At 64.0% G+C, this 21,923-nt stretch carries 19 protein-coding genes and 1 pseudogene; 13 read left to right on the top strand and 7 right to left on the bottom strand.

Going from position 1 to position 21,923, the window contains the following annotated elements:
• Positions 1-136 precede the first annotated feature (136 nt).
• The 4 genes from OXM58_15305 (at position 137) to OXM58_15290 (ending at position 4,513) form a co-directional block, all read left to right on the top strand.
• Positions 137-1,141, top strand: coding sequence for a cysteine synthase A (locus OXM58_15305; protein ID MDE0149737.1), 1,005 nt, complete (start codon positions 137-139; stop codon positions 1,139-1,141).
• Positions 1,126-2,007, top strand: coding sequence for a 3-mercaptopyruvate sulfurtransferase (gene sseA / locus OXM58_15300; GenBank protein ID MDE0149736.1), 882 nt, complete (start codon positions 1,126-1,128; stop codon positions 2,005-2,007). Before OXM58_15305 ends, sseA begins: the two co-directional genes overlap by 16 nt.
• Before the next feature lie 32 nt (positions 2,008-2,039).
• Complete coding sequence (locus OXM58_15295; protein MDE0149735.1) at positions 2,040-3,086, top strand: GNAT family acetyltransferase; 1,047 nt, start codon at positions 2,040-2,042, stop codon at positions 3,084-3,086.
• 263 nt (positions 3,087-3,349) lie between these two features.
• Positions 3,350-4,513, top strand: a complete 1,164-nt coding sequence (locus OXM58_15290; GenBank protein ID MDE0149734.1) for a LuxR C-terminal-related transcriptional regulator — start codon at positions 3,350-3,352, stop codon at positions 4,511-4,513.
• Positions 4,514-4,568: 55 nt separating this feature from the next.
• Here OXM58_15290 and OXM58_15285 read toward each other — a convergent pair whose 3' ends face one another.
• Complete coding sequence (locus OXM58_15285) at positions 4,569-5,303, bottom strand: hypothetical protein (protein ID MDE0149733.1); 735 nt, start codon at positions 5,301-5,303, stop codon at positions 4,569-4,571.
• 421 nt (positions 5,304-5,724) lie between these two features.
• Positions 5,725-6,648: a LysR substrate-binding domain-containing protein gene (locus OXM58_15280; GenBank protein MDE0149732.1), complete on the bottom strand. Its 924-nt coding sequence runs from the start codon at positions 6,646-6,648 to the stop codon at positions 5,725-5,727.
• Positions 6,649-6,775: 127 nt separating this feature from the next.
• On the opposite strand from OXM58_15280, the gene OXM58_15275 reads away from it, so the two are divergent.
• The 5 genes from OXM58_15275 (at position 6,776) to OXM58_15255 (ending at position 11,645) form a co-directional block, all read left to right on the top strand.
• Positions 6,776-7,963, top strand: a complete 1,188-nt coding sequence (locus tag OXM58_15275; protein ID MDE0149731.1) for a Xaa-Pro peptidase family protein — start codon at positions 6,776-6,778, stop codon at positions 7,961-7,963.
• Positions 7,964-7,991: 28 nt separating this feature from the next.
• Complete coding sequence (locus tag OXM58_15270; protein ID MDE0149730.1) at positions 7,992-8,984, top strand: TRAP transporter substrate-binding protein; 993 nt, start codon at positions 7,992-7,994, stop codon at positions 8,982-8,984.
• A 65-nt stretch (positions 8,985-9,049) separates the two neighbouring features.
• Entirely contained in the window at positions 9,050-9,574 is a 525-nt protein-coding gene (locus tag OXM58_15265; protein MDE0149729.1) for a TRAP transporter small permease subunit, read from the top strand.
• A gap of 3 nt (positions 9,575-9,577) precedes the next feature.
• Positions 9,578-10,885, top strand: a complete 1,308-nt coding sequence (locus tag OXM58_15260; GenBank protein ID MDE0149728.1) for a TRAP transporter large permease subunit — start codon at positions 9,578-9,580, stop codon at positions 10,883-10,885.
• A gap of 7 nt (positions 10,886-10,892) precedes the next feature.
• The gene (locus OXM58_15255; protein MDE0149727.1) at positions 10,893-11,645 is read left to right on the top strand and encodes a hypothetical protein; all 753 of its coding nucleotides are present in this window, start codon (positions 10,893-10,895) and stop codon (positions 11,643-11,645) included.
• Between the two features lie 21 nt (positions 11,646-11,666).
• Here OXM58_15255 and OXM58_15250 read toward each other — a convergent pair.
• Positions 11,667-11,912: pseudogene (locus OXM58_15250) on the bottom strand (amino acid ABC transporter ATP-binding protein).
• A gap of 149 nt (positions 11,913-12,061) precedes the next feature.
• On the opposite strand from OXM58_15250, the gene OXM58_15245 reads away from it, so the two are divergent.
• The 3 genes from OXM58_15245 to OXM58_15235 are packed head-to-tail and all read left to right on the top strand — an operon-like array spanning position 12,062 to position 16,225.
• Positions 12,062-12,886, top strand: a complete 825-nt coding sequence (locus OXM58_15245) for a hypothetical protein (protein ID MDE0149726.1) — start codon at positions 12,062-12,064, stop codon at positions 12,884-12,886.
• Positions 12,879-13,982 (top strand): AAA family ATPase, encoded by a 1,104-nt coding sequence (locus tag OXM58_15240; GenBank protein ID MDE0149725.1) that lies wholly within the window; start codon positions 12,879-12,881, stop codon positions 13,980-13,982. Before OXM58_15245 ends, OXM58_15240 begins: the two co-directional genes overlap by 8 nt.
• Positions 13,979-16,225 carry an alpha-ketoglutarate-dependent dioxygenase AlkB gene (locus OXM58_15235; GenBank protein MDE0149724.1) on the top strand — a complete coding sequence of 749 codons (2,247 nt, stop codon included), beginning with the start codon at positions 13,979-13,981 and terminating at the stop codon, positions 16,223-16,225. The genes OXM58_15240 and OXM58_15235 overlap by 4 nt, the downstream gene beginning before the upstream one ends.
• Positions 16,226-16,258: 33 nt before the next feature.
• Here OXM58_15235 and OXM58_15230 read toward each other — a convergent pair whose 3' ends face one another.
• The 4 genes from OXM58_15230 to OXM58_15215 form a co-directional block, all read right to left on the bottom strand.
• The gene (locus OXM58_15230) at positions 16,259-16,987 is read right to left on the bottom strand and encodes an amino acid ABC transporter ATP-binding protein (protein MDE0149723.1); all 729 of its coding nucleotides are present in this window, start codon (positions 16,985-16,987) and stop codon (positions 16,259-16,261) included.
• Positions 16,988-17,068: 81 nt separating this feature from the next.
• Positions 17,069-18,181: an amino acid ABC transporter permease gene (locus OXM58_15225; protein ID MDE0149722.1), complete on the bottom strand. Its 1,113-nt coding sequence runs from the start codon at positions 18,179-18,181 to the stop codon at positions 17,069-17,071.
• Positions 18,178-19,368, bottom strand: a complete 1,191-nt coding sequence (locus OXM58_15220) for an amino acid ABC transporter permease (GenBank protein MDE0149721.1) — start codon at positions 19,366-19,368, stop codon at positions 18,178-18,180. Before OXM58_15220 ends, OXM58_15225 begins: the two co-directional genes overlap by 4 nt.
• A 101-nt stretch (positions 19,369-19,469) precedes the next feature.
• Positions 19,470-20,492 (bottom strand): amino acid ABC transporter substrate-binding protein, encoded by a 1,023-nt coding sequence (locus tag OXM58_15215; protein ID MDE0149720.1) that lies wholly within the window; start codon positions 20,490-20,492, stop codon positions 19,470-19,472.
• A gap of 257 nt (positions 20,493-20,749) precedes the next feature.
• On the opposite strand from OXM58_15215, the gene metC reads away from it, so the two are divergent.
• Positions 20,750-21,916, top strand: coding sequence for a cystathionine beta-lyase (gene metC / locus OXM58_15210; GenBank protein MDE0149719.1), 1,167 nt, complete (start codon positions 20,750-20,752; stop codon positions 21,914-21,916).
• Positions 21,917-21,923: the final 7 nt, after the last annotated feature.

The raw sequence follows: 21,923 nt of genomic DNA, 5'->3' as shown, positions 1-21,923 counted from the left end.
GTTCCGTCGAGGGTGCCGCGCTGGCGTGCAAAACTGCCGGCAAATCGAATGCCTTTCGCGACGGCGCCCGTGACAGGCGCGAGAAATCCGGGCTAGGGTGCCGCATTCTTCGGACCTTCGGGAGTGTGCCCGCGCAATGACCATCAACGACGGCTTTGTCGGCACCATCGGCAACACGCCGCTCATCAGACTGAAGGGGCCGTCGGAAGCGACCGGCTGTACCATCCTTGGCAAGGCCGAGTTCCTCAATCCCGGCCAGTCCGTCAAGGACCGCGCCGCCCTCGCCATCATCGAGGACGCCGAGCGCTCCGGGGCGCTCAGGCCCGGCGGCACGATCGTCGAGGGCACGGCCGGCAATACCGGCATCGGCCTCGCCCTGGTCGGCAACGCGCGGGGCTACCGGACGGTCATCGTCATTCCGGACAACCAGTCCCAGGAGAAGAAGGACATGCTGCGCCTGTGCGGCGCGGAACTGGTCGAGGTGCCGCCGGCGCCCTACCGGGATCCGAACAATTATGTGAAGGTGTCGGGCCGGATGGCGGAGAAGCTCGCGGAGACAGAGCCGAACGGCGCGATCTGGGCCAACCAGTTCGACAATGTCGCCAACCGCGACGGCCACTACCGGACGACCGGACCGGAAATCTGGGACCAGACCGATGGCACGGTCGACGGCTTCATCTGCGCCATCGGCTCCGGCGGGACGCTGGCCGGCGTGGCGATGGCGCTGCGCGAGCGCCGGAAGCACGTCCAGATCGGCCTGGCCGACCCGATGGGCGCGGCCCTGTGGCACTATTACGTCCACGGCGAGTTGAAGGCCGAGGGCGACTCGATCACCGAGGGCATCGGCCAGGGCCGGATCACCGCCAATATCGAGGGGCTGGAGATCGACCACGCCTACCGGATCGACGACCGCGAGGCCCTGCCCTACTGCTTCGACCTGTTGCAGCAGGAGGGCCTGTGCCTTGGCGGCAGCAGCGGCATCAACGTCGCCGGCGCGGTGCGCCTCGCCGAGGAGATGGGGCCGGGCCACACCATCGTCACAGTGCTGTGCGACTACGGCAACCGTTACCAGAGCAAGATGTTCAACCCGGCCTTCCTGCGCGAAAAGGACCTGCCCGTGCCGGCATGGCTGGAGGGATAGACACGCGCATGACCTACGCCAATCCCACCGCCCTCGTCTCGACGGACTGGCTCGCCGCGCATCTGGATGCGCCGGACGTACGCGTCGTCGACGCCTCCTGGTACCTGCCGGCGATGAACCGGGACGCGAAGGCCGAATACGCCAACGCCCATATTCCCGGCGCGGTCTATTTCGATATCGACGAGATTGCGGACACCGACTCGCCCTACCCCCACACGCTGCCGAGCCCGGAGAAATTCTCCTCGCGGGTGCGCAAGCTGGGCCTCGGCGACGGCAACCGGATCGTGGTTTACGACGGCGCCGGGATTTTCAGCGCGCCGCGGGTCTGGTGGATGTTCCGCCGCTTCGGCCATGGCGACGTCGCCGTGCTCGACGGCGGCTTCCCGAAATGGCTGAAGGAGGGCCGGCCGACCGAGGCCCTGCCGCCGATGCCCCAGGAACGGCATTTCACGCCGCGCGTCGACCACACGATGGCGCGGGACCTGCCCCGGATGCGCAAGATCGTGGCCGAAGGCCGCCGCCAGGTCGCCGACGCCCGCTCCTACGACCGCTACACCGGCGAGGCGAAGGAGCCGCGGCCGGGCCTGCCCTCCGGCCATATCCCCGGCAGCCTGAGCCTGCCGTTCCAGAAATTGCAGGACGCCGAGAGCGGCACGATGTTGCCGGCCGACGGGCTGAAGGCGGCGTTCGATGATGCCGGGATCGATCTCGCGCAGCCGGTCGTCGCGACCTGCGGTTCGGGCGTTTCGGCCTGCACGCTGGCGCTCGGCCTGCATCTGCTCGGCCACCGGGACGTCGCGGTCTATGACGGATCGTGGAGCGAATGGGCGGCCCAGCCGGACGCACCGGTCGCCATCGGCCCCTGACCGGCCCCCGATCGGCATTTGATCCGCCGACGATGGCCGACGCGCTCGTCCTCGCCCGCATCCGGCCCTGCACCGACCGCGATTTCGACGCCATCGCCGCCCTGTGGGACAAGGCGGGGCTGACCCGGCCGTGGAACGACCCCGCCGGCGACTTCAAACGCTGCCGAGAAACGCCGACCGCGGAACTCTTCGTCGCCGAACTCGGCGATACCATCGTCGGCAGCGTCATGGCCGGCCATGACGGGCACCGGGGCTGGGTCTATTATCTCGCGGTCGATCCGGAGGTGCAGCGCAACGGCCTCGGCCGCCGCCTGATGCGCCGGGCCGAGACATGGCTGAAACGGGCCGGCGCGCCGAAGGTCCAACTTATGGTGCGCACGGACAATGCGCCGGTCCGCGCCTTCTACGACGCCCTCGGCTACGCCGAATCCGGAGTCGCGACGTTCGAGAAATGGTTCGACGATGACGCGGCGGCGAAGAAGGCGGCCGCCCAAAGCGGCCCCGGCGCCGAAGCGGCCGAAGCGACCCTCGACGTCACCATCACCTGGCTGGAGATGACGGCGCGGCCGACCCGCCCGTCCTTCGCGCGGCCAAAGGGCGTCGCGCTCATGCGCGCGGGCGATCCGGGCGTCGCCTTCTACCGCTATCTCTACGACCGGGTCGGCGCGGATTGGCTGTGGTACGCCCGACGCAAGCTGGACGACGCGGCGCTCGACGCCATCGTCTCCGACGAGCGGGTCGACCTCTACGTGCTCTACCGGAGCGGCGCGCCGGCCGGCTTCGCGGAGCTGGACCGGCGGCGGGACGGCGAGATCGAGCTGGCCTATTTCGGCCTGGTGCCGGAGGCGATCGGCCGGGGCCTCGGCGTCTGGCTGCTGCACGAGATCATCGACATCGCCTGGTCCCACGAGCCGGAGCGGCTCTGGCTGAACACCTGCACCCACGACCACCCCCGCGCCCTGCCCCTCTACCAGCGCGCCGGCTTCGTCCCCTACAAACAGGAGACGCAAACGATCCCCGACCCGCGGGCGGCGGGGCTGATTCCGTACCCGGCCGGCAGCCGGGCCGATTTGGATTAATCCGACGGAGCCGGGCGCGCCGGTTTCCCCGAAAACTTCCGGGAATCGTTTCCGAATCTCCCCAATGCTGGGGAAGCGCCTCGTCAATGAGGGCGTCTATCTTCGGATGCTTGCGGCAATGCTGCCGGGGTTCTCCCCCCAAGGCGGCCGCCTGCCGCTCCTGAACGGGGTCGCAAATTGGTGATGCGCTTTGAATGCGCCGGGAGGGCCGGCCCACATACGACTGCGACAGGGAACGGACTCGTCCCGGAGACGGGGCCGGGGTGACGGCCGGCCGGACAGACGAACCGTTCGAACGGACGGTCGAAACGCTTCTGGACGCCGCTTTCGACGACGCGCGCTGGGGCGACGCCTTCCGGGCGATCGACCGGCTGTGCGCGCTCAACGGCGGCCAGTTCACGGCCCTGGCAGCAAACGGCGACGGCGACCCGGAGGCGGTGTTCGCGGCGTGCTATATCGACGGCGACCCGCACCAGGAAATCGTCGCGGACTGGGCCGCCAACTACGCGCCGTTCAGCGAGAACGTGCCGCGGATCGGCAGGCTGCCGGCCTGGCGGCTGACCCACAACGAGGAGTTGTTCACGCCGGCCGAGAAACAGTCGTCCCTCATGTACAACGAGTTCCAGCCGAAATACGACTGCCGGGACCAGATGGCGGTGGTGGTGGACCGGAAATCCGAAGGCCGCCCCGAAGACGGCTGCCTGTTCTGGACCATGGCGAACGGCGAGGCTGGCTGGGAGCCGGACAAGCTGAAGCGGATCCGCGCCCTGCTGCCCCATATCCGCCAGGCGGTCCGGGTCCGCCGGGAACTGGCGACGTCAGAGTCCCATGCCTACGCCGATGCGACCGCGTTGCTGGAGAACGCTGCGCCGGGCGCGGTTTTTCTGGACCGCCGGGGAAACGTCGTCTCGGCCAACCGCACGGCACAGCGGATGCTGCGCGATCGGGACGGCATCCACGAATGGCGGGGCGAATTGCGCGCCGCCGCGCCGCGCGACGATGCACGGCTCCGGAGACTGGTGTCCGGAGCCCTGCCGCGGATCGGGGGCATTCCGGCCGGCGGGACCATGTCGGCGCAGCGTCCGGTGGGGTTGCCGCTCATCCTCCATGTCCATCCCGTAACGCCCGGCCGTGCCGATTTCGGCGCGGAACGTGTGGCGGCGCTGGTGCTGATCCGCGATCCGGACGCCGGACGGCTCGACCCGCAAACGGTCGGCGACGCGCTCGGCCTGACACCTGCCGAGAGCCGCGTTGCCGTCCTCCTGGGGACGGGCAGGAGCGTTCGCGATATCGCGCGCGAACTCGGCCGCTCGGAGAATACGGTGCGCTGGACCTTGAAGAACGTCCTCTCGAAGACGAATTCGGCCCGCCAGGCCGATCTGGTCCGGCTCCTGCTTCAGTTGCCGCCGGGCGATCGGGGCAGGTAGGCCCGGCCGGGTTGCTCAGACTGGCGGCGGCGGGCGGGGTTCCGTCGCGGCGCGCTCAAAACCGGTAGGTAACGCCCAGCATCACCACGGGATAAAACTTGAAATTGTCCAACTGCCCCTTGAGGTCCGCGTGCTCCTTTTCGAGATCGGCGCTCAGAGTAGCCTGGTCGCTGCAATCCCCCCGAACCGTTGCCCGGCCGCTTTCGGAAACGCTGAAACTGCACGAAGAACCGCCAACCTCCGCGCGGCCCGAAACCGAAAGCCTGGGCGCGCCCTGGTAGATCGCGCCGGCATCGGCGAAGAAGGAGAAACCGGATCCGTCCGCCCGTCCGCTCGTCCATCCGATGCCGAGATAGGGCGCCACCGCATTGAAGCCCAATTCCGCTTTCAAGTTGCCGTCGTAGTCGTCGGTATCGCCGGCGCCGAATTCGCTTGTACGGGAGGCGAACGTAAACTTGTTCCCGTTGTACAGGACGCCGGCCGTGACCCTGAAACCGTTCTCGAACGGATGCCAGTCGCCCAGCAATCCGAAAGAAAGAAGTTGCACGTCGACGGAATACTGGTTGCCGGCGCTGGATTCTTTTCTGTCGAAACTGAAATAGTTGGCCACGGCCCGGGCCGAGAAGGCGGGAGAGATGTCGTATCCGAGCGAAATTCCGGCGCCCAGCGTGCTCCCGTGAGCCCCGGCGACGATCGAACCGTCCTGCGCCCTGACTGCGGCAGGCTGGACTGAAGCGGCGAACAGGAAAGCGGCACAGGCGGCGAGGGCCGCGGTCGTTCGGTTTGGCATGGCGCGACTCCGGTGTTCTGGCGGTGAAGGCGCCTTATCCGGACTGCCGCGTTTCCTGTCCCCACCCAAATGGGCGGTTCCGGCCGAAATTTTCCCGGCCGGATTGTCTCCTTCGTTGAGTCGCGGTTCGGTTTGAAGTGCGAGCCGGCGGCGGCCGAAAGCCGCGTTGCCGACCTACCGGAGCCGGGCAGCCGGGTCGATTTGCGTCGAACCGGCGGAGCCGGCCGCGCCCGTCGGCATCGCCGGAGTCGCGGCCCAGCGCGGCCGCCTGCCGCTACTGGACGGGGTCTCCTGGCGTCCCATCGTCAATACGGCTCCGGGTCGTACAAACCTGCAAAACCGAATCGCGTCAGCCCGAAAACCTCAACCGACTCTATCGAGAATATCGACCCATTACAGTCATCGGTGGACGGTCGGTGCCCTACCCGCCCGGGCACAAGGAGCGAAGTTTCTCATTCGTCGCTTCAGCATGGTCGCGGATCAAATCGATAAGATTCTGCGTCAGCGTCGGAGCGCGCCAGTACCGCGGCCTCATGAGGAATATTTCGAATGTCGACGTCGGCCGGAAAGTGGCCCATTTAAGGGCCGGCCCTTCATATTTCAGGGCGGTCAGCACATCAACGATCGCGATACCGACCCCTCCGGAAACGAGTTCGCAGGCGGAATAGGCGGTGAATGTCTCAATCCGGCGGCCGGGCCGGATGCTGCGATCATCGAGCGCCGTTTCGACCGCGAGGCGCCGGTGATCGAAGTTCGAAAGCGAAATCAGGGTCTGTCGATCCAGGTGCGTGGAGTCGACGACCGGGAGACCCTGAAACGCATGAGCCGCGGGATACACACAGACCAATGGGACCGACATCAACAAGTCCTTCGACACACCGTTGTCGCTGCCGCTCGAAAGTCCGATCCCGAACTCGACCCGGCCTGCCGCGACCCATTCCATGATCCATCGCGAGCTTCGCACCGGCATCGACATCGAGACATTCGGATTGTCGCTCAGGAATGTCGCCGTAATGTCCGGCAGCCAGCTGTGGGCGATAAGCGGCATTGCCGCCATGACGATCTCGCCGTGGCGGTCGTTTTTCAGGTCATCGGCGTAACGCGACAGATGATCGAGCCCGAGATACGTCCGCTCGATCTGGTCGAAGAAGGACTGTGCCGCCGCGGTCGGCTGGAGCCGGTTGCCGACCCTGTCGAACAGCGCCACGCCCAGATGGTCCTCAAGCCGGCGCAGATGTTTGGTTACCGAGGGTTGACTCACATTCAGGCGGCGCGCCGCCGCAGTCACGGAGCCGGCTTCCATCGTGGCCTTGAACGCCTCGACCTGGCGAATATTCAGATCCATGGCCGATCCTCCCGCTCAAGATTATAACTTTTTTTTCGTATATAGCGAAAAAGATGAATTTTTAGCTATGAAATGATTGCGGCTATGGTGGGGAAACCCGGCAATCGCCCTACCGAGTATCCGCGCCATGCTCGACAGTGGGACCAGCGCCCCACCGCAAACCCGCGATCGATGGAACCTTCTCGCGTTCCCGATCGAAACCTATCGGGCGCGGCTCGCCTCCGTGCAATCGGATCTGGCAAATAAAGGACTCGCCGGTTGCCTTCTGTTCGACCCCGAGAACATCTACTGGCTGACCGGCTATCAGACGATCGGCTATTTCACCTTTCAGGCGCTCTATGTCAGCGCGACGGGCTTGCCGACTCTGGTGTCCCGGTTCGTCAACCGCGACCTGGCATTGGCCCATCCCACGATCGGAGATGTCGCGGCCGTTACGGACACGGATGACCCGATCGGGCGCCTGATCGCTTTTCTCAAGGATGGCGGCCGCGCGCCCCTCGGGATCGAGACGACATCCTGGTATCTCACCGCGCAGGACTACACGCGCCTGATGGCCTCGGACGCAGGGCCTTTCGCTGACTGGACAGGGGTCATCGAAGCCTCGCGCCCCGCCAAAGACGACGCCGAGATCGAGCGCATGCGCCGGGCCGCCCGTGCCGCCGAGGCCGGTCTCGACGCCGCCATAAAGGCGGTTGCACCGGGCAAGACCGAGAACGACATCGCCGCCGCAATGTTTGAAGCGAGTATTGCGGCGGGCAGCGAGTATCTGGGCCATCCGCCCCTGGTCGTGACCGGAGAGACGACAGCGCTTTGCTTTGCCATGTGGCGTCGGCGGACGGTCGAGGCCGGCGACGTGGTGCTGTTGGAAACGGCAGGCTGCATCGATCGCTATCACGCGATGCTGTCCCGCCCGGTCGTGGTGGGAGAGCCGCAAGCGCGTCATCGCGAGGCTGCAGACGCCTTGCGGGGTGTGCTCGAGGCGGCTGTCGAGAGCATTCGGCCCGGCCGCACGTCGGGCGAGGTCGATGAGCAATGCCGGCAAGTCGTCGAGCGGCAAGGGCTGGGACGCTACTTCAAGCACCGGGCTGCCTACGGCATCGGCATCGGTTTTCCGCCGAATTGGTCGGAAGGGCACATCTACGCTATCCGGCCGGACGATCCGCTGGTGCTGGAACCCAACATGACCTTTCATGTCATCCCGACTCTTTTCCTGGACGATTTCGGGATGTGCTTCAGCGACAGCGTGCGGGTGACTGAGGACGGCTGTGAACTGCTGACTCAGTTCCCGCGAGACCTCTTTGTCATCGAACCCTAACCGCAGAACCATCGTGATGGAGCAAACCATGACCCCGAAATCCCTCGTTCGCCTCTTGCCCGTCGGCGCCCTTGCCTTGACGACCGCGGCCGCTGTCGCCACTTCCGCCGCTGCCGCCGAAAAATGGGACATGCCGGCGGGCTATTCCGCAAAGAATTTCATCACCAAGAGCTACATCGCCTTCGCCGAGGCGGTGACCGGGAATTCCGGCGGCAAGCTCACCATCGTCGTTCATCCATCAGGGTCGCTTTACAAAGCGTCGAAGATCCTCCGCGCGGTCCGGTCCGGCCAGGTACCGATCGGCGCCCGCTACATGGGCGCCCATTCCAAGGAAGACCCGATCTTCGGTGTCGATACCGTGCCATTCCTTGCCACAAACGCGGCAGAGGCGTGGAAGCTGTATCAGGTGTCGAAGCCGGCGCTGGAAGCCGCTTTGGAGAAGCGCGGCATGAAACTTCTGTTCACCGCCGTCTGGCCGCCCCAGGGGCTGTTCACGAAGAAGCCGATCAACACCATCGCCGACATGAAAGGCGTCAAATTCCGGGCCTACGACGCGACGACGGCGAAACTGGCGCGGCTCATGGGTGCAATTCCGACCAAGACGGAAGCCACGGAGATCGGCCAGGCTTTTTCAACCGGAATTGCCGAGAGCATGATCGCGTCCGGCGCAATCGGCGTGTTCCGCAAAATGTGGGACTACACAAAATACTTCTACGAAGTGAACGCCTGGCTGCCGAAGAGCGCCGTAGTCGTCAACAAGGCCGCCTGGGACAAGTTGGACGGCAAGACCAGACAGGTCGTCCTGGCCGAAGCCGCCAGGACCGAAAAGGCGGTGTGGGAGGCCATGAAGCCGACCAACGATTTTTACAAGAAGACGATGGCGAAGAACGGCATGGAGGTCGTCCAACCGAGCGCGGAGCTACAGTCCCAGTTCAAGAAGATCGGCCAGGTGCTTGGCGGCGATTGGGCAAAGGCTGCCGGGACAGATGGCCAGAAATTGATTGAGGCCTACCGGAAATAGGATAGAAGCGGGCGGCGGCCGGGCGTGCCGGCCGCTGCCTGACGCGACGCAGAAGAGCAACGCCTGTGCGTCTGCTGCATGTCCTGGATCGCTGGCTTCACGCCTTCTATCGCACCTGCGGCGTTCTCGCCGCCCTGTTCATCGTCCTGATCGCGGGGCTGGTCCTCGTCAATATCGGCAGCCGGATCGCCGGCGCCTTTGTTCCGGGACTGACCGAGTCCGCCGGATACTGCATGGCGGCGGCCGGGGCGCTCGGATTGACCTACACCTTCGCCGAGCGCGGCCACATCCGCGTGACGATGCTCATCAACCGTTTCCGCGGCCGGCGGAGGTTTGCATTTGAACTTCTGACCCTCGCCATCTCGACAGGGCTGGCCTGTTACCTGGCGTTCTACGTGAGCCGGATGGTCTGGGTTTCCTATCTCTACGAAGAGCGCAGCGACGGTTCCGACGACCTGTTGATCTGGATACCGCAACTCCCGATGGCAGTCGGCTTCAGCGTCTTCGCGATCGCGCTTGTCCACGCGGTCGTCAAGGCCGTGGCCGTCGGCGGGCTCGAGAACCCGGCCGAGACGGTCCCGGACGCCTAGATCATGGACGGACTTGGCGCCACAGGGCTGCTCCTCCTGGTTCTGGTCTTCCTGCTTGCGCCGGGCGTCTGGATCGGGATGGCCCTGTTGGGCACCGGCGTTGCGGCGATGATCCTGTTCACCGATCGGCCGATCGGCGACGCAATGGCGACGACGATCTGGTCGCACACCTCGCTGTGGGGTCTATCGGCGCTCCCTTTGTTCATCCTGATGGGTGAGATCCTGTTCCGATCGAAGTTGTCGGAAACGCTGTTTGCCGGATTGTCTCCGTTGATGCGGCGGCTCCCCGGCGGCCTCCTGCATGTCAATATCGTTGGCTGTTCGACCTTTGCGGCCATTTCGGGCTCCAGCGCGGCGACGCTCATGACGGTCGGCAAGATGACGCTGCCGGAATTGCGCAGTCGTGGCTATCCGGACTCCCTGAGCGCCGGCACGCTTGCCGGAGCGGGCACGCTCGGGCTGCTGATTCCTCCTTCGATCACGATGATCATCTATGGCGTGACCGTGCAGGAATCGATCGGCCGGTTGTTCATCGCCGGGATTCTTCCGGGCCTGATGCTGGCCGGTCTGTTTCTGCTCTATATTTTCATCTGGGGTATCGTCACGCAGGAAGGTCGGGCGCGGCGGGAAGCGCCGGCGACTTTTGGCGAAAAGCTGATCGGATTGGGCAGGCTTACGCCGATCGTGCTGCTGATCGCTCTTGTGATCGGATCGATCTATCTCGGAATCGCCTCGCCGACCGAGGCAGCGACTATCGGCGTGATCGGTGCGCTCGCCCTGTCGGCGCTTCAGCGGACTCTGAGTGTAGCGAGTCTGAGGGCGGCGCTTGCGGGAACCGTCAAGACCACCTCGATGATCATGCTGCTCCTTGCCGGGTCCGCCCTTCTGACCCAGGCGATGGCCTTTACGGGCTTACCCAGGACGCTCGCCGAATGGATCGGGACGCTCGGGCTGTCGCCGGCACTGCTCATCGCGATCCTGACCCTGTTCTACATCGGGCTTGGCTGCTTTCTGGACGGCATCTCGATGATAGTTCTGACCATGGCGGTGATCGAGCCGCTGGTCCGTACCGCCGGGATCGACATGATCTGGTTCGGCGTCTTTGTCGTGCTGGTCGGCGAGATGGCGCTCATCACGCCGCCCATCGGCTTCAACCTGTTCCTCGTCGAGAGTATGACGGGGCGGGGCATCGGCTATATCTCGCGCGCAGCGCTGCCGATGTTTCTCCTGATGCTTTTGGGAGTGGTAATTCTCGTCCTCGTGCCGGAGCTGGCGACCTGGCTGCCGTCGGCCATGATGTCACGCAATTGAGCCTGCTATGGAAAAAGTCGAAACAGGTAGGGTCCGGTTCGATAAAGGCCCCTATCCGCGGGCACGCCTCGGCTTCGTCTGTGTCGCCAATGCCGGGCTGACTGAGGGAGACATGTTCCGGATGCGGCCTGACGGCGTAGGCCTCAGCTTCACCCATATGCGCATGCAGAAGGAATGCACAGTCGAGAACCTTGCACAGATGGAGCATGACCTGGACGAGGCGCTGGCCGGGTTCCTGCCGGCGCGAAACGACCTGGATGTACTGTGTTACAATTGCACCTCCGGCAGTTTCGTCATCGGCGAAGAGGTCATCCGTCGCAAGCTGGAGGCCGGGCGAAACGGCGTCATCGGGACCACGCTGCTTTCCGGCGTTGTCGCGGCCTTACAGGCGCTCGGCGTACGAAGATTGAGCATCGGCACGGCGTACACACCGGATATCGATGCGCTGGAGAAAGCCTATTTCGAGCAGCAGGGCTTCGAGGTCGTTGCGGCCGAGGGCCTGTCGCTCACGACCGATGTCGAGATGAACCTGGTGAGCCCCGCCTATCTCCTCGACTTCGCCGTCGGCCTGGACCGTCCGGACGCCGACGCGGTTTTCCTCAGTTGCGGCGCGCTGCGCTCGCTCGATATCATTGAGGACGCGGAGCGGCGGATCGGAAAACCTGTCGTGGGAAGCAATCAAGCCAGCTTCTGGCATTGCCTCCGCCTGATCGGCATCAAGGACAAGGTTACGGGATTCGGCAAACTGTTGGAGGTATGAGGAAGAGGCGGATCGAACCGATCATCCGGATGCCGGAATTCGGCTGAGGAACAGCCTGGTGCGGTCGGATTGGGGGTTGTTGAAGAACTCGGACGGGGTGTTCTGTTCGACGATCTGGCCCTGGTCCATGAAGATCACCCGGTCGGCGACCTGGGAGGCGAAGCCCATCTCGTGGGTCACGACCAGCATGGTCATGCCGGATTCGGCGAGATCGACCATCACGTCGAGCACCTCCTTGATCATCTCCGGATCGAGCGCCGAGGTCGGCGTCCCTTGGGTTTGACTGAGGCATACTCGCAGATTGATACCACTACCGTTTATGGTGTTCACCGCAGGGCCGCACACCAAGTCGCAATTCTCAATGTGTCGCCCGGACTGCACTGCTTGCAACATCTTGCAGATAACGGAGGGTGGCCTTGGACCCCGTAGAGTTACCGGATTGGCTCAATCGATTGCGGAGAGACGAAGTCGTCGGCCCTGTCCGCGACGATCCCCGGTCACAAGGCGACTCGTTCTTCGGTATGGATAGGGACCGGGCATTCGACGCCGTCGGCGGCGGTCAAGCCGATTTCGATGCGCCATACGGAGACCTGTCCCCGAATGACTTGGCCTTGCTCTATGCGTATTTGAACCAGAAGGGACACCTTGAGGAACTCGTCGCGGCGTTCGGCCAGCTTCTCGCCGGCGAAAGGCCTCCCAATCCCATCGTTGTGGATGTGGGCTGCGGCCCCTTCACTGGCGGGCTCGCGCTGGCGGCGACGCTCGGGGCGGACCCGTGCTTCGACTACATCGGCGTCGACCGCGCCGATTCGATGCGGCGGCTCGGCGCCAATTTGGCAGGTTCGGATCTCATACCCGGAAAGGTGACGACGCATTGGGCTCCCGACCCCGGCTCCGTGGATTGGCCGCACCGCCCCGGATGGCGGGACGTGATCGTGATCGTGTCCTACCTGTTCGCGAGCCCCACCTTGAATGTCGAAGCTATGTTCGGCGATCTGGAAGGCCTGCTCGACCGGCTCGGCCGCGGCGCCGTGACGCTGCTCTACACCAACTCTACCCGGCAAGAGTTCAACCGCCGGTACACGGAGTTTCGGAAGTTGCTGGAAGCGGCCGGTTTTGAGCTGCGTGCCGAAGACCAGGGCGAGATTTTTGTTGAGCGGCGGGGCCGTATACAAAATCGCAAACTTTACTACGCCCTCTTCCACCGGCCGCCGCGGCAGGTTCTGCGCCTCGGTGAATGAAGTGCAACTGCCCACCTACGAAGAGATCGCGCGCGACGAGAGACAACTTGGTGTCCTAGAGACGCCGTTCAAAGAGTCGCTGTTTGTGGTGGGACCGCCGGGCTCCGGCAAGACGGTGCTCGCGGTTCAGCGTGCCCAAATGCTAGCCGACGCCGGCAATTCGGCGGTGCTGATAACTTTCAACCGGATGCTCCGCCGCCTTATCGCCCAGCTGACAGAAGGACGGGTCAACGCGCGCACCATGCACAGATTCGTGAGCCGCCACTACCGCAGACAGACGGCCTCCCCGGTGCCGTCCAGAAAAGGCGACGACTACGACTACATCTGGGACGGGATGTTTTCAAAGCTGCAGGAGCGCGGCGTCACGCCGGGACCGGTTCACACAATCGTGGACGAAGCTCAGGACCTTCCCCGTTCATTTTTCCGGTACCTCCGGGATTTCGTCGCGAACACCGTCACGGTTTTCGCCGATGAGGACCAAGCGCTCCGCGCCGACCGTTCCACGCTCCGCGACATCAAGGTTGCGGGGCGTTTCGGCGATCCGATCCTGCTCACCGCCAACCATCGCAACACACCCGAGATCGCGCGCGTCGCCGAATTCTTTCATGCAGGCGATGCCCCCGTTCCCGAAGTCAAGCGCCGTCCATCGGGCGAACTGCCCCGGCTGGTGGCCTACCGCATGGGGAGCGCGACCGAGTTAATCGCCAACTGGTACAGTACGCGAGGCGGCCGTGTCGGCGTTGCTGTGGTGCGAAACCCGACCGGCAAGGATCTGTATTCCAGATTACGGGCTCGACTCGCCGGGCAACGCGTTCAATCTTACACGAACGAAAGGAAAAACGAGAACGAGATCGACCTGCTGGCACCGGGAATCACGATCCTGAATGTAAATTCGATCAAAGGTCAGGAGTTCGACACCGTCTTCGTCATGGAGATCGGCGTGCTTCTTCGTCGGGCCAGCGAAGTGAACAATCGCAAGATGTACATGCTTTGCGCCCGGGCGCGGGATAATCTCTTCCTGATGCACGAGGGCGATCACTTGCCCGCCGCTCTTCTTGAACGATTGCCGGGCGCTGATATCCTAGAGCGGCCATGAGTGGACAGACCATTTTCAACTTCATGGACCCGCCGGACGGGCATACCAAGCCCGCCGCGGAACAAATTCCGCTAAGCCAGGATACCAGTGCCGCGTTGCCAAGGTGGCTCGGCCTGGAGACCAACCATCGAAGACTATTCGACGCCAGCCAGGACGGCTGGCTGCGCCCACCCTCCGGTTCCTGCTTTGTCCTAGGTGAAGAGAGCTTCGTATCGGAGGAGTATTCCGGTGGACCGAACCTCATTCCGGTCCGGCTCGCGTTCGATGTGGACAAGCTCGCTTTCCCGGATGCGCGGAAGGGCCTGGAGCTTATCGTGGCGGGGAATGAAGATGGAGACGAGCCCCGGGTCGTTCCCTGGTGCGCGCCGCTTCCCCTCTATGCGGTTAGGGCCGTCGAAGTCCCCTCCTCCGAAATGAAGACGCACCTTCTCGCGATGGCGGGTCAATTCTCCAACGTCTCACTACCCGATACGACAATCGCCACCACCGGCTTCGCGCGGGAACATCGGCCGGCTGGCGATTTTACCTTCCCGGAAACCCAACCGCTTGAATTGCCCGAAAGCCTGAATGCAATCCAGGGTGCGATGATGATGGCGATATGGGCCGTACCCCGAGTCGGACCCTGGATCGAGGTGCTTCGAAAGGCCTTGGGTGGGGATGCAGCTGGTGTCGCGGAAAGGATCGGAAAACTCGATGCGCAATGGTTGGAGCACCCTTGGCTATTTGAGCATGTAACAGGGTCCGCTCGTGACGCAACGGACGATCAAGAGAGGCTCTGGCGGGCAGCGTTGCGTTGTATGCGGTGGCCGACCGCCGGAAATGACGCTCCCGGCGCACTTGCCGAGAAGATCGCCGAGGCTGCGTGCGGCAACGACACGAATCGGACAGTCGATACCTGGCTTGACCGGACACTGCGTATAATTGCGGCGGACGAGACGATTGTTTGTGCCGGTTGGCGGCAGAATGCTGCCGGTCTTGCCATTCAGCTCGCTTTACTGCGGCCCGACCCGGTGAGATTCAAGTCATGGAACCGGGGCATGTCGGGTGTACCGCCGGGGGTGTGGTGGGCCGCCGCTACCCTGTGCGGATGGCGTCACGGTTATCGTGATCTCGACAAGGAATTTCGAGGTGACGCCAATCTGCAGGAGTTCGTCGCGATCTGCGCTCTGGAAGCGTCCCGGCCGGGCAGCGACCTGGAAGCGCTGCTTCCGTCCCAACAAACGCCCCTCGAACAGGCACATGAGGACGGGTGTTTTACCCTGACCTGGCGTGGCCAATCTGTCATACGCAAGCCGTGGAAATCCCGCGCCAAGTGGTACGCCTCCGACCTGACTGACAATGCCGCGGGCGAAGCGGCTTTGACTCTTGCCAGTCGATTGGAATGGCCTTGCATCGAGCGGCGGCTTTTCCTGCCGGAAGGGCGCGTCGACACTCTTGGCGGCGGACGCTTGTCCGTCGATGGCGATGCTCTTGTCATCGAAGGGGAAAAGAGCCTTCGACTGCCAGCAGGCGCCGATGTCGAAGAGCAAATCGATCTCGAAGAATTTCGTATTCGGTTGGCTACCGAGGCCGGGGACCTTCCCGACCCGCCGGAGAGTTCTCTTCGCCGACCGGATATCGAGTCCGATATCGGCACCGATTCGCCGGAAACTGTTTCTGACCAGTTGGAAAGCAAGCCTCCGGGTTTGATTTACAGACCTGATTTCACAACCGAAGAAGAAGAATTAAGGCTGATGGATTACATAGACCGAGGCGCGTGGAGCACGGAACTTCAACGCCGTGTGCAGCATTATGGCTGGCGGTACGACTACAAGAAGCGCCGGATCGATGCCTCCATGCAACTCGGCGAATTGCCTGAGTGGGCAATGGAATTAGCTCGGAGACTTGTGAACGAAGGGTTGATGGAAGAACTGCCGGACCAGTTGATCGTCAACGAATATATAGGAAAACAAGGCATTACACCTCACATCGATGCTCGGGACAGTTTCACCGGACAGATAGCGACTGTCAGCCTGCTCGAGACATGGGGCATGGTGTTTCGATGCCGCAGTAGTAAGGAAAAGGTCGAAAAACGTCTTGAACGCCGCAGCGTTGCGGTCCTCACGGGCGACGCGAGATATCTGTGGGACCATGAAATCCCTAAGCGGGATAATGAACCGTCCATGAATAGGCAGGGCAAGCGCAAATGGACGAAGCGGTCTAGACGGATTTCGTTAACCTTCCGTAAGACGCGTTTGCACTGAACAGCCGTATAGCTGCCTGAAACCTGCGACCCGCTACTTGTCGAGTATCTGGCTGAGGAACAGCCTGGTGCGGTCGGATTGCGGGTTGTTGAAGAATTCGGACGGGGTGTTCTGCTCGACGATCTGGCCCTGGTCCATGAAGATCACCCGGTCGGCGACCTGGGAGGCGAAGCCCATCTCGTGGGTGACGACCAGCATCGTCATGCCGGATTCGGCGAGATCGACCATCACGTCGAGCACTTCCTTGATCATTTCCGGGTCGAGGGCCGAGGTCGGCTCGTCGAACAGCATGATGTTGGGCTGCATGCACAGCGACCGGGCGATCGCCACGCGCTGCTGCTGGCCGCCGGAGAGCTGGCCGGGATACTTGTCGGCCTGCTCGGGAATCTTGACCCGTTCGAGATAGCGGTGCGCCAGCGCCTCGGCCTCGTCGCGCGGCGTCTTGCGCACCCAGATCGGCGCGATGCACAGGTTTTCCAGCACGGTGAGGTGCGGGAACAGGTTGAACTGCTGGAACACCATGCCGACCTCGCGCCGGATGGTGTCGATATTCTTGAGGTCGTGGGTCAGCTCCGTGCCGTCGATGACGATCCGGCCCTCCTGATGGTCCTCCAGCCGGTTGATGCAGCGGATCAGGGTCGACTTGCCGGAACCCGACGGCCCGCAGATGACGATCTTTTCCTGGCGCTCGACGATCAGGTCGATATCGCGCAGCACATGGAACGAGCCGAACCACTTGTTGAGCCCTTCGATCGTGATGATCCGCTTGTATTCCTGCGTCGGATCGCCGGCCGCGGCGGGTGCTGCGTCGGGGGTCGCGTCGGGGGTCGCGTCGGCCATGCGTCAGTACCTCCGTTCGGTGTCGAGGCGCTTTTCCAGATGGATCGAATAGCGCGACATGGAGAAACAGGCGACGAAGAAGAACAGGGCGATGAAGACGTAGGTCTCGGTCGACAGGCCCTGCCAGTCGGGGTGCGCCACCATCGCGTTGCCGATGCCGAGGATATCGAACAGGCCGATGATGATGACCAGCGTGGTGTCCTTGAACAGGCCGATGAAGGTGTTGACGATGCCAGGAATCGAGATTTTGAGCGCCTGGGGCAGGACGATCAGCCCCATGGACTGCCAGTAACGCAGCCCGAGCGCCTGGGCCGCTTCGTACTGGCCGCGCGGAATGGCTTGCAGCCCGCCGCGGATCACCTCGGCCATGTAGGCAGAGGCGAAGGCGGTCACCATCACGATGACCCGGATCAGCGAATCGACCGTCACGTCGGGCGGCAGGAAGATCGGCAGGATGATGTTCGAGACGAAGAGCAGCGTGATCAGCGGCACGCCGCGCACGATCTCGATGAAGCCGATGCACAGCATGCGGATGATCGGCAGGCGCGAGCGGCGGCCGAGCGCCAGCAGGATGCCGATCGGCAGCGACAGCACGATGCCCGCCAGCCCGACCGTCAGGTTCAGCATGAAGCCGCCGAACTGGTCGGTCGGCACGCCTTCGAGCCCGATGCCGCCGACCAGCAGGAAGGTCGCGACCACCGGATAGGCGAGCGAGAACCAGCGCAGCTGGCGCGCGAAGGGCACGCCCTCGAACAGCAATGGCGCCAGCGCGGGGATCAGCAGGAGAACGGCGACATCGACCCGCCAGGTCTGTTCGGCGGTGTAGAAACCGTAGAGAAACTGGTCGATGCGCTGGTCGACCCAGGCCCAGCACGCGCCGCTGCTCTTGCAGGCGAAACGGTTGTCGCCGGCGATATCGGCGTTGACGAACGCCCAGTCGATCAGGGCCGGAACGATCAGCCACAGCAGATAGAGCGCGATCAGCGTGAACGCGGCGTTGATCCAGCTCGAGAACAGGTTGGTGCGCAGCCATCCGATGACGCCGACGGTCGTCACCGGCGCCGCGCGCTCGGGCAGCATGTCGGCCTGGCTGCGATGGAAGGGCTGCACCGTCATCGCTCAACCAGCGCAATCTTTTTGTTGTACCAGTTCATGAACATCGAGGTGAGCAGGCTCAGGCCGAGATAGACCACCATCCAGATGCCCACGACCTCGAGCGCCTGCCCCGACTGGTTGAGGATCGTGCCGCCGATCGACACCAGGTCCTGGTAGCCGATCGCGATCGCCAGCGAGGAATTCTTGGTGAGATTGAGATACTGGCTGGTCAGCGGCGGGATGATGACCCTGAGCGCCTGCGGGATCACGACCAGCCGCATGGTCTGGCCGGGCCGCAGCCCCAGCGCGCCCGCCGCTTCCGTCTGGCCCTTGCTGACCGACAGGATTCCGGCGCGCACGATTTCCGAGATGAAGGCGCCGGTGTAGGTCGACAGGGCGATCCACAGCGCGACCAGTTCCGGCGTCACGTTGAAGCCGCCGCGGAAATTGAACCGGGTCGGCTTGGGCACGTCCCAGGCGAGCGGCGAGCCGGCGGACAGGTAGACCAGGATCGGCAGGCCGGCGATCAGCACCAGCCCGGCCCAGCCGACGGGAAAGCGCTGACCCGACATTTCCTGGCGCCGCCGCGCCCAGCGCGCGACGAAAACCGCCGCGGCGACCCCGGCCAGGGCGGCCCCGGCGACCCATTCGAAGCCGGGTTCGAACAGCGGCGCCGGCAGGCGCACGCCGCGGTTGCTGAGAAAGACGGAATCGCCGATCGACAGGCTCTCCCGCACCTTGGGCAGGCCGCTGAGCAGGACCCACCAGAAGATGATCTGCAGCAGCAGCGGCACGTTGCGGGTAATCTCGACATAGGCGCCGACCATCCGGCTCAGCAGGAAATTGGGCGACAGGCGCAGGATCCCGGCGATGAAGCCGATCCCCGTCGCCGCGACGATTCCCATCGCCGAGACCAGCACGGTGTTGAGCATGCCGACGATCAGCGCGCGGCCAAAGGTCGAGGTCGAGCTGTATTCGATCAGGCGCTGATTGATGTCGAAGAAGGCCTGGTCGAACAGGAAGCCGAACCCCGAGGCGAGCCCGGCGCGCTGCAGGTTGGCGATCGTGTTGGAAACGATGAAGGCGATGACCAGCGCCAGGCCGAGGACGACCAGCAACTGGTAGATCAGGCCGCGCGTACGCTCGTCGGACCAAAGGCGCTGCCATCCGGGACGGCCGGTCAGCCGGGCGGATGCGTTCTGGGCCATGTCAGCTGCCGGTGCCTTTGCGCCGCGGGATCGGGGGACGGAAGAAAACGGGGTGTCCGGGCCGCGCGGCCGGCCCGGACACCCCGGCTGATTTCAGCGAATCAGCGCATCGGCGGTGCGTAGAGGATTCCGCCGTTCGTATAGAGCGCGTTCAGGCCCCGTGCGAGCCCGAGCGGCGTCTTGGTGCCGAGGTAGCGCTCGAAGATCTCGGCGTAGTTGCCTTCCGCCTTGATCACGTCGACCGCCCAGGTCTTGCGCAGACCGAGCATGGCGCCGAGCGAGCCCTCGGTCCCGAGCATCCGGTTGACCTCGGGATTGTCGGTGGCTTTGGCGGCCAGCTTGTCGACGTTGGCCGAGGTGACGCCGTATTCCTCGGCGTTGATCAGCGCGTTGAGCGTCCAGCGCGCGATGTCGGCCCACTGGTCGTCGCCCTGGCGCACCAGCGGCCCCAGCGGCTCCTTCGAGATGATCTCGGGGAACACCATGTGGTCGCTCGGCTTCGCGAACGTGGTCTTGGTCGCGGCCAGGCCCGAGGCGTCCGTCGTGTAGACGTCGCACCGCTCGGCGACATAGGCCTTGCGGGCTTCCTCGTTGGTCTCGATCGGAACCGGCTCGTACTTGATCTTGTTGACGCGGAAGAAGTCCGCGAGGTTGAGCTCGGTCGTCGTGCCGGTCTGGATGCAGACCGAAGCGCCGTCGAGTTCCTTGGCCGACTTCACGCCCAGCGCCTTGCGGCCGATAAAGCCCTGACCGTCATAGTAGCTGACGCCGAGGAAGGTGAAGCCGAGATCGACGTCGCGCGAGAAGGTCCACGTCGTGTTGCGCGACAGCACGTCGATTTCCCCGGCGGCAAGCGCGGGGAACCGGTTCTTGCCGGTCAGGTTGACGTATTTCACCTTGTCGGGATCGCCGAAGACGGCCGCCGACAGGGCGCGGCAGTAGGCGACGTCGAAGCCGGTCCACTTGCCCTTGTCATCGGTGTAGGCGAAACCGGGCAGGCCGGTGTTGATGCCGCATTTGAGCACGCCGGCTTTCTTGATGTCGTCGAGAGTCGCAGCCTGGGCCGCGCCCGCGATGAGACATGCCGCTGCTGCGGAAACGGCGGTTTTGAGAATTGTTTTCATCGTAGCTCCCTGGGTTTGCTGATGGCGGATCGAGCGGCTTGCGTTTCGCTTCGAACCTGTGGGCCGAGTTTGCCCTAACCGGCCCGGATTTGCACCTCACACTTTACCGCCACGCGGCCAAATGCCGACGCGCACCCGGACGTGAATTACCTATAGAACATGCCTCGGCCCTCTTTGCAAGCGGGCTGCCATCGCGATTTCGTTACAATGTTGATTTATATCAAAGGTTTAACTATGCGGTTCCAATGGGGTCGGCCATGAAGACAGAAACCAGAATCATCAGCGCCGGCCGCCATCCGGAGCAGCATTTCGGCGCGGTCAACCCGCCGGTCTACCGCGCGTCCACCATCGTCCGCCGGTCGCTGGCCGAATGGCGGGACGTCCGTAACCGCATCTTCGACGATGTGGTCTACGGCCGCTTCGGCACGCCGACCACCAAGGCGTTCGAGGAGGCGGTCGCCGCGCTGGAGAATGCCGACCGGGCGGTCGCCGTGTCGTCCGGCATGGCCGCCTGCGCCGCCGCCATCCTCTCGGTCGTCAAGGGCGGCGACCATATGCTGGTACCGGACAACGCCTACCAGCCCGTGCGCAAGCTGGCCGAAAATTTCCTCAAGCCCTTCGGTGTCGAGACGACCTACTACGACCCGGCGATCGGCGCCGGCATCGCCGACCTGATCCGCGACGACACCAGCCTGATCTGGCTCGAGGCGCCGGGCTCCCAGACCATGGAGATGCAGGATATTCCCGCGATCACCGCGGTCGCCCGGGAGCGCGGCATCCGGACAGGCATCGACAATACCTGGGCGACGCCCTTCTTTTTCAAACCCCTGGATTACGGCGTCGATCTTTCAGTCAATGCGGCGACCAAATATCTGGTCGGCCATTCGGACGCCATGCTGGGCGTCGTCTCCATGCGCGCCGAGCTGTTCGAGAAGGTGAAGATCACCGCCAATTCCGTAGGCAGCTGCCCGGGGTCCGAGGAGTGCTATCTCGGCCTTCGGGGCCTGCGCACCCTGGCGGTGCGCCTGAAGCAGCACGAAGCGAACGCCCTGCGGGTCGCGCAATGGTTCCAGGGCCGGCCCGAGGTGAACCGCGTGCTCTACCCGGCCCTGCCGGACGATCCGGGCCATGCCCTCTGGAAGCGCGATTTTTCCGGCGCGTCCGGCCTGTTCTCGGTGATCCTCGAACCGGCGAGCGAAGCCCAGATTGCCGCCATGGTCGACCATCTGGAGCATTTCGGGCTGGGCGCGAGCTGGGGCGGCTACGAAAGCCTTGTCCTGCCTTTCGACCCGACGGGCTACCGCACCGTTACCGAATGGCGCGCCGCCGGCCCCTGCCTGCGCTTCCACATCGGGCTGGAAAACCCCGATGACCTGATCGCCGACCTGGAGGCGGGATTCGCCAGGCTACGCGCGGCCGGGTAGGTCCGGG

This window comes from Rhodospirillaceae bacterium (assembly GCA_028819475.1).
GTDB lineage: Bacteria > Pseudomonadota > Alphaproteobacteria > Bin65 > Bin65 > Bin65.
Note: the sequence above shows the minus strand (reverse complement) of the source record. Positions and strands in the feature narration are given on the sequence as shown.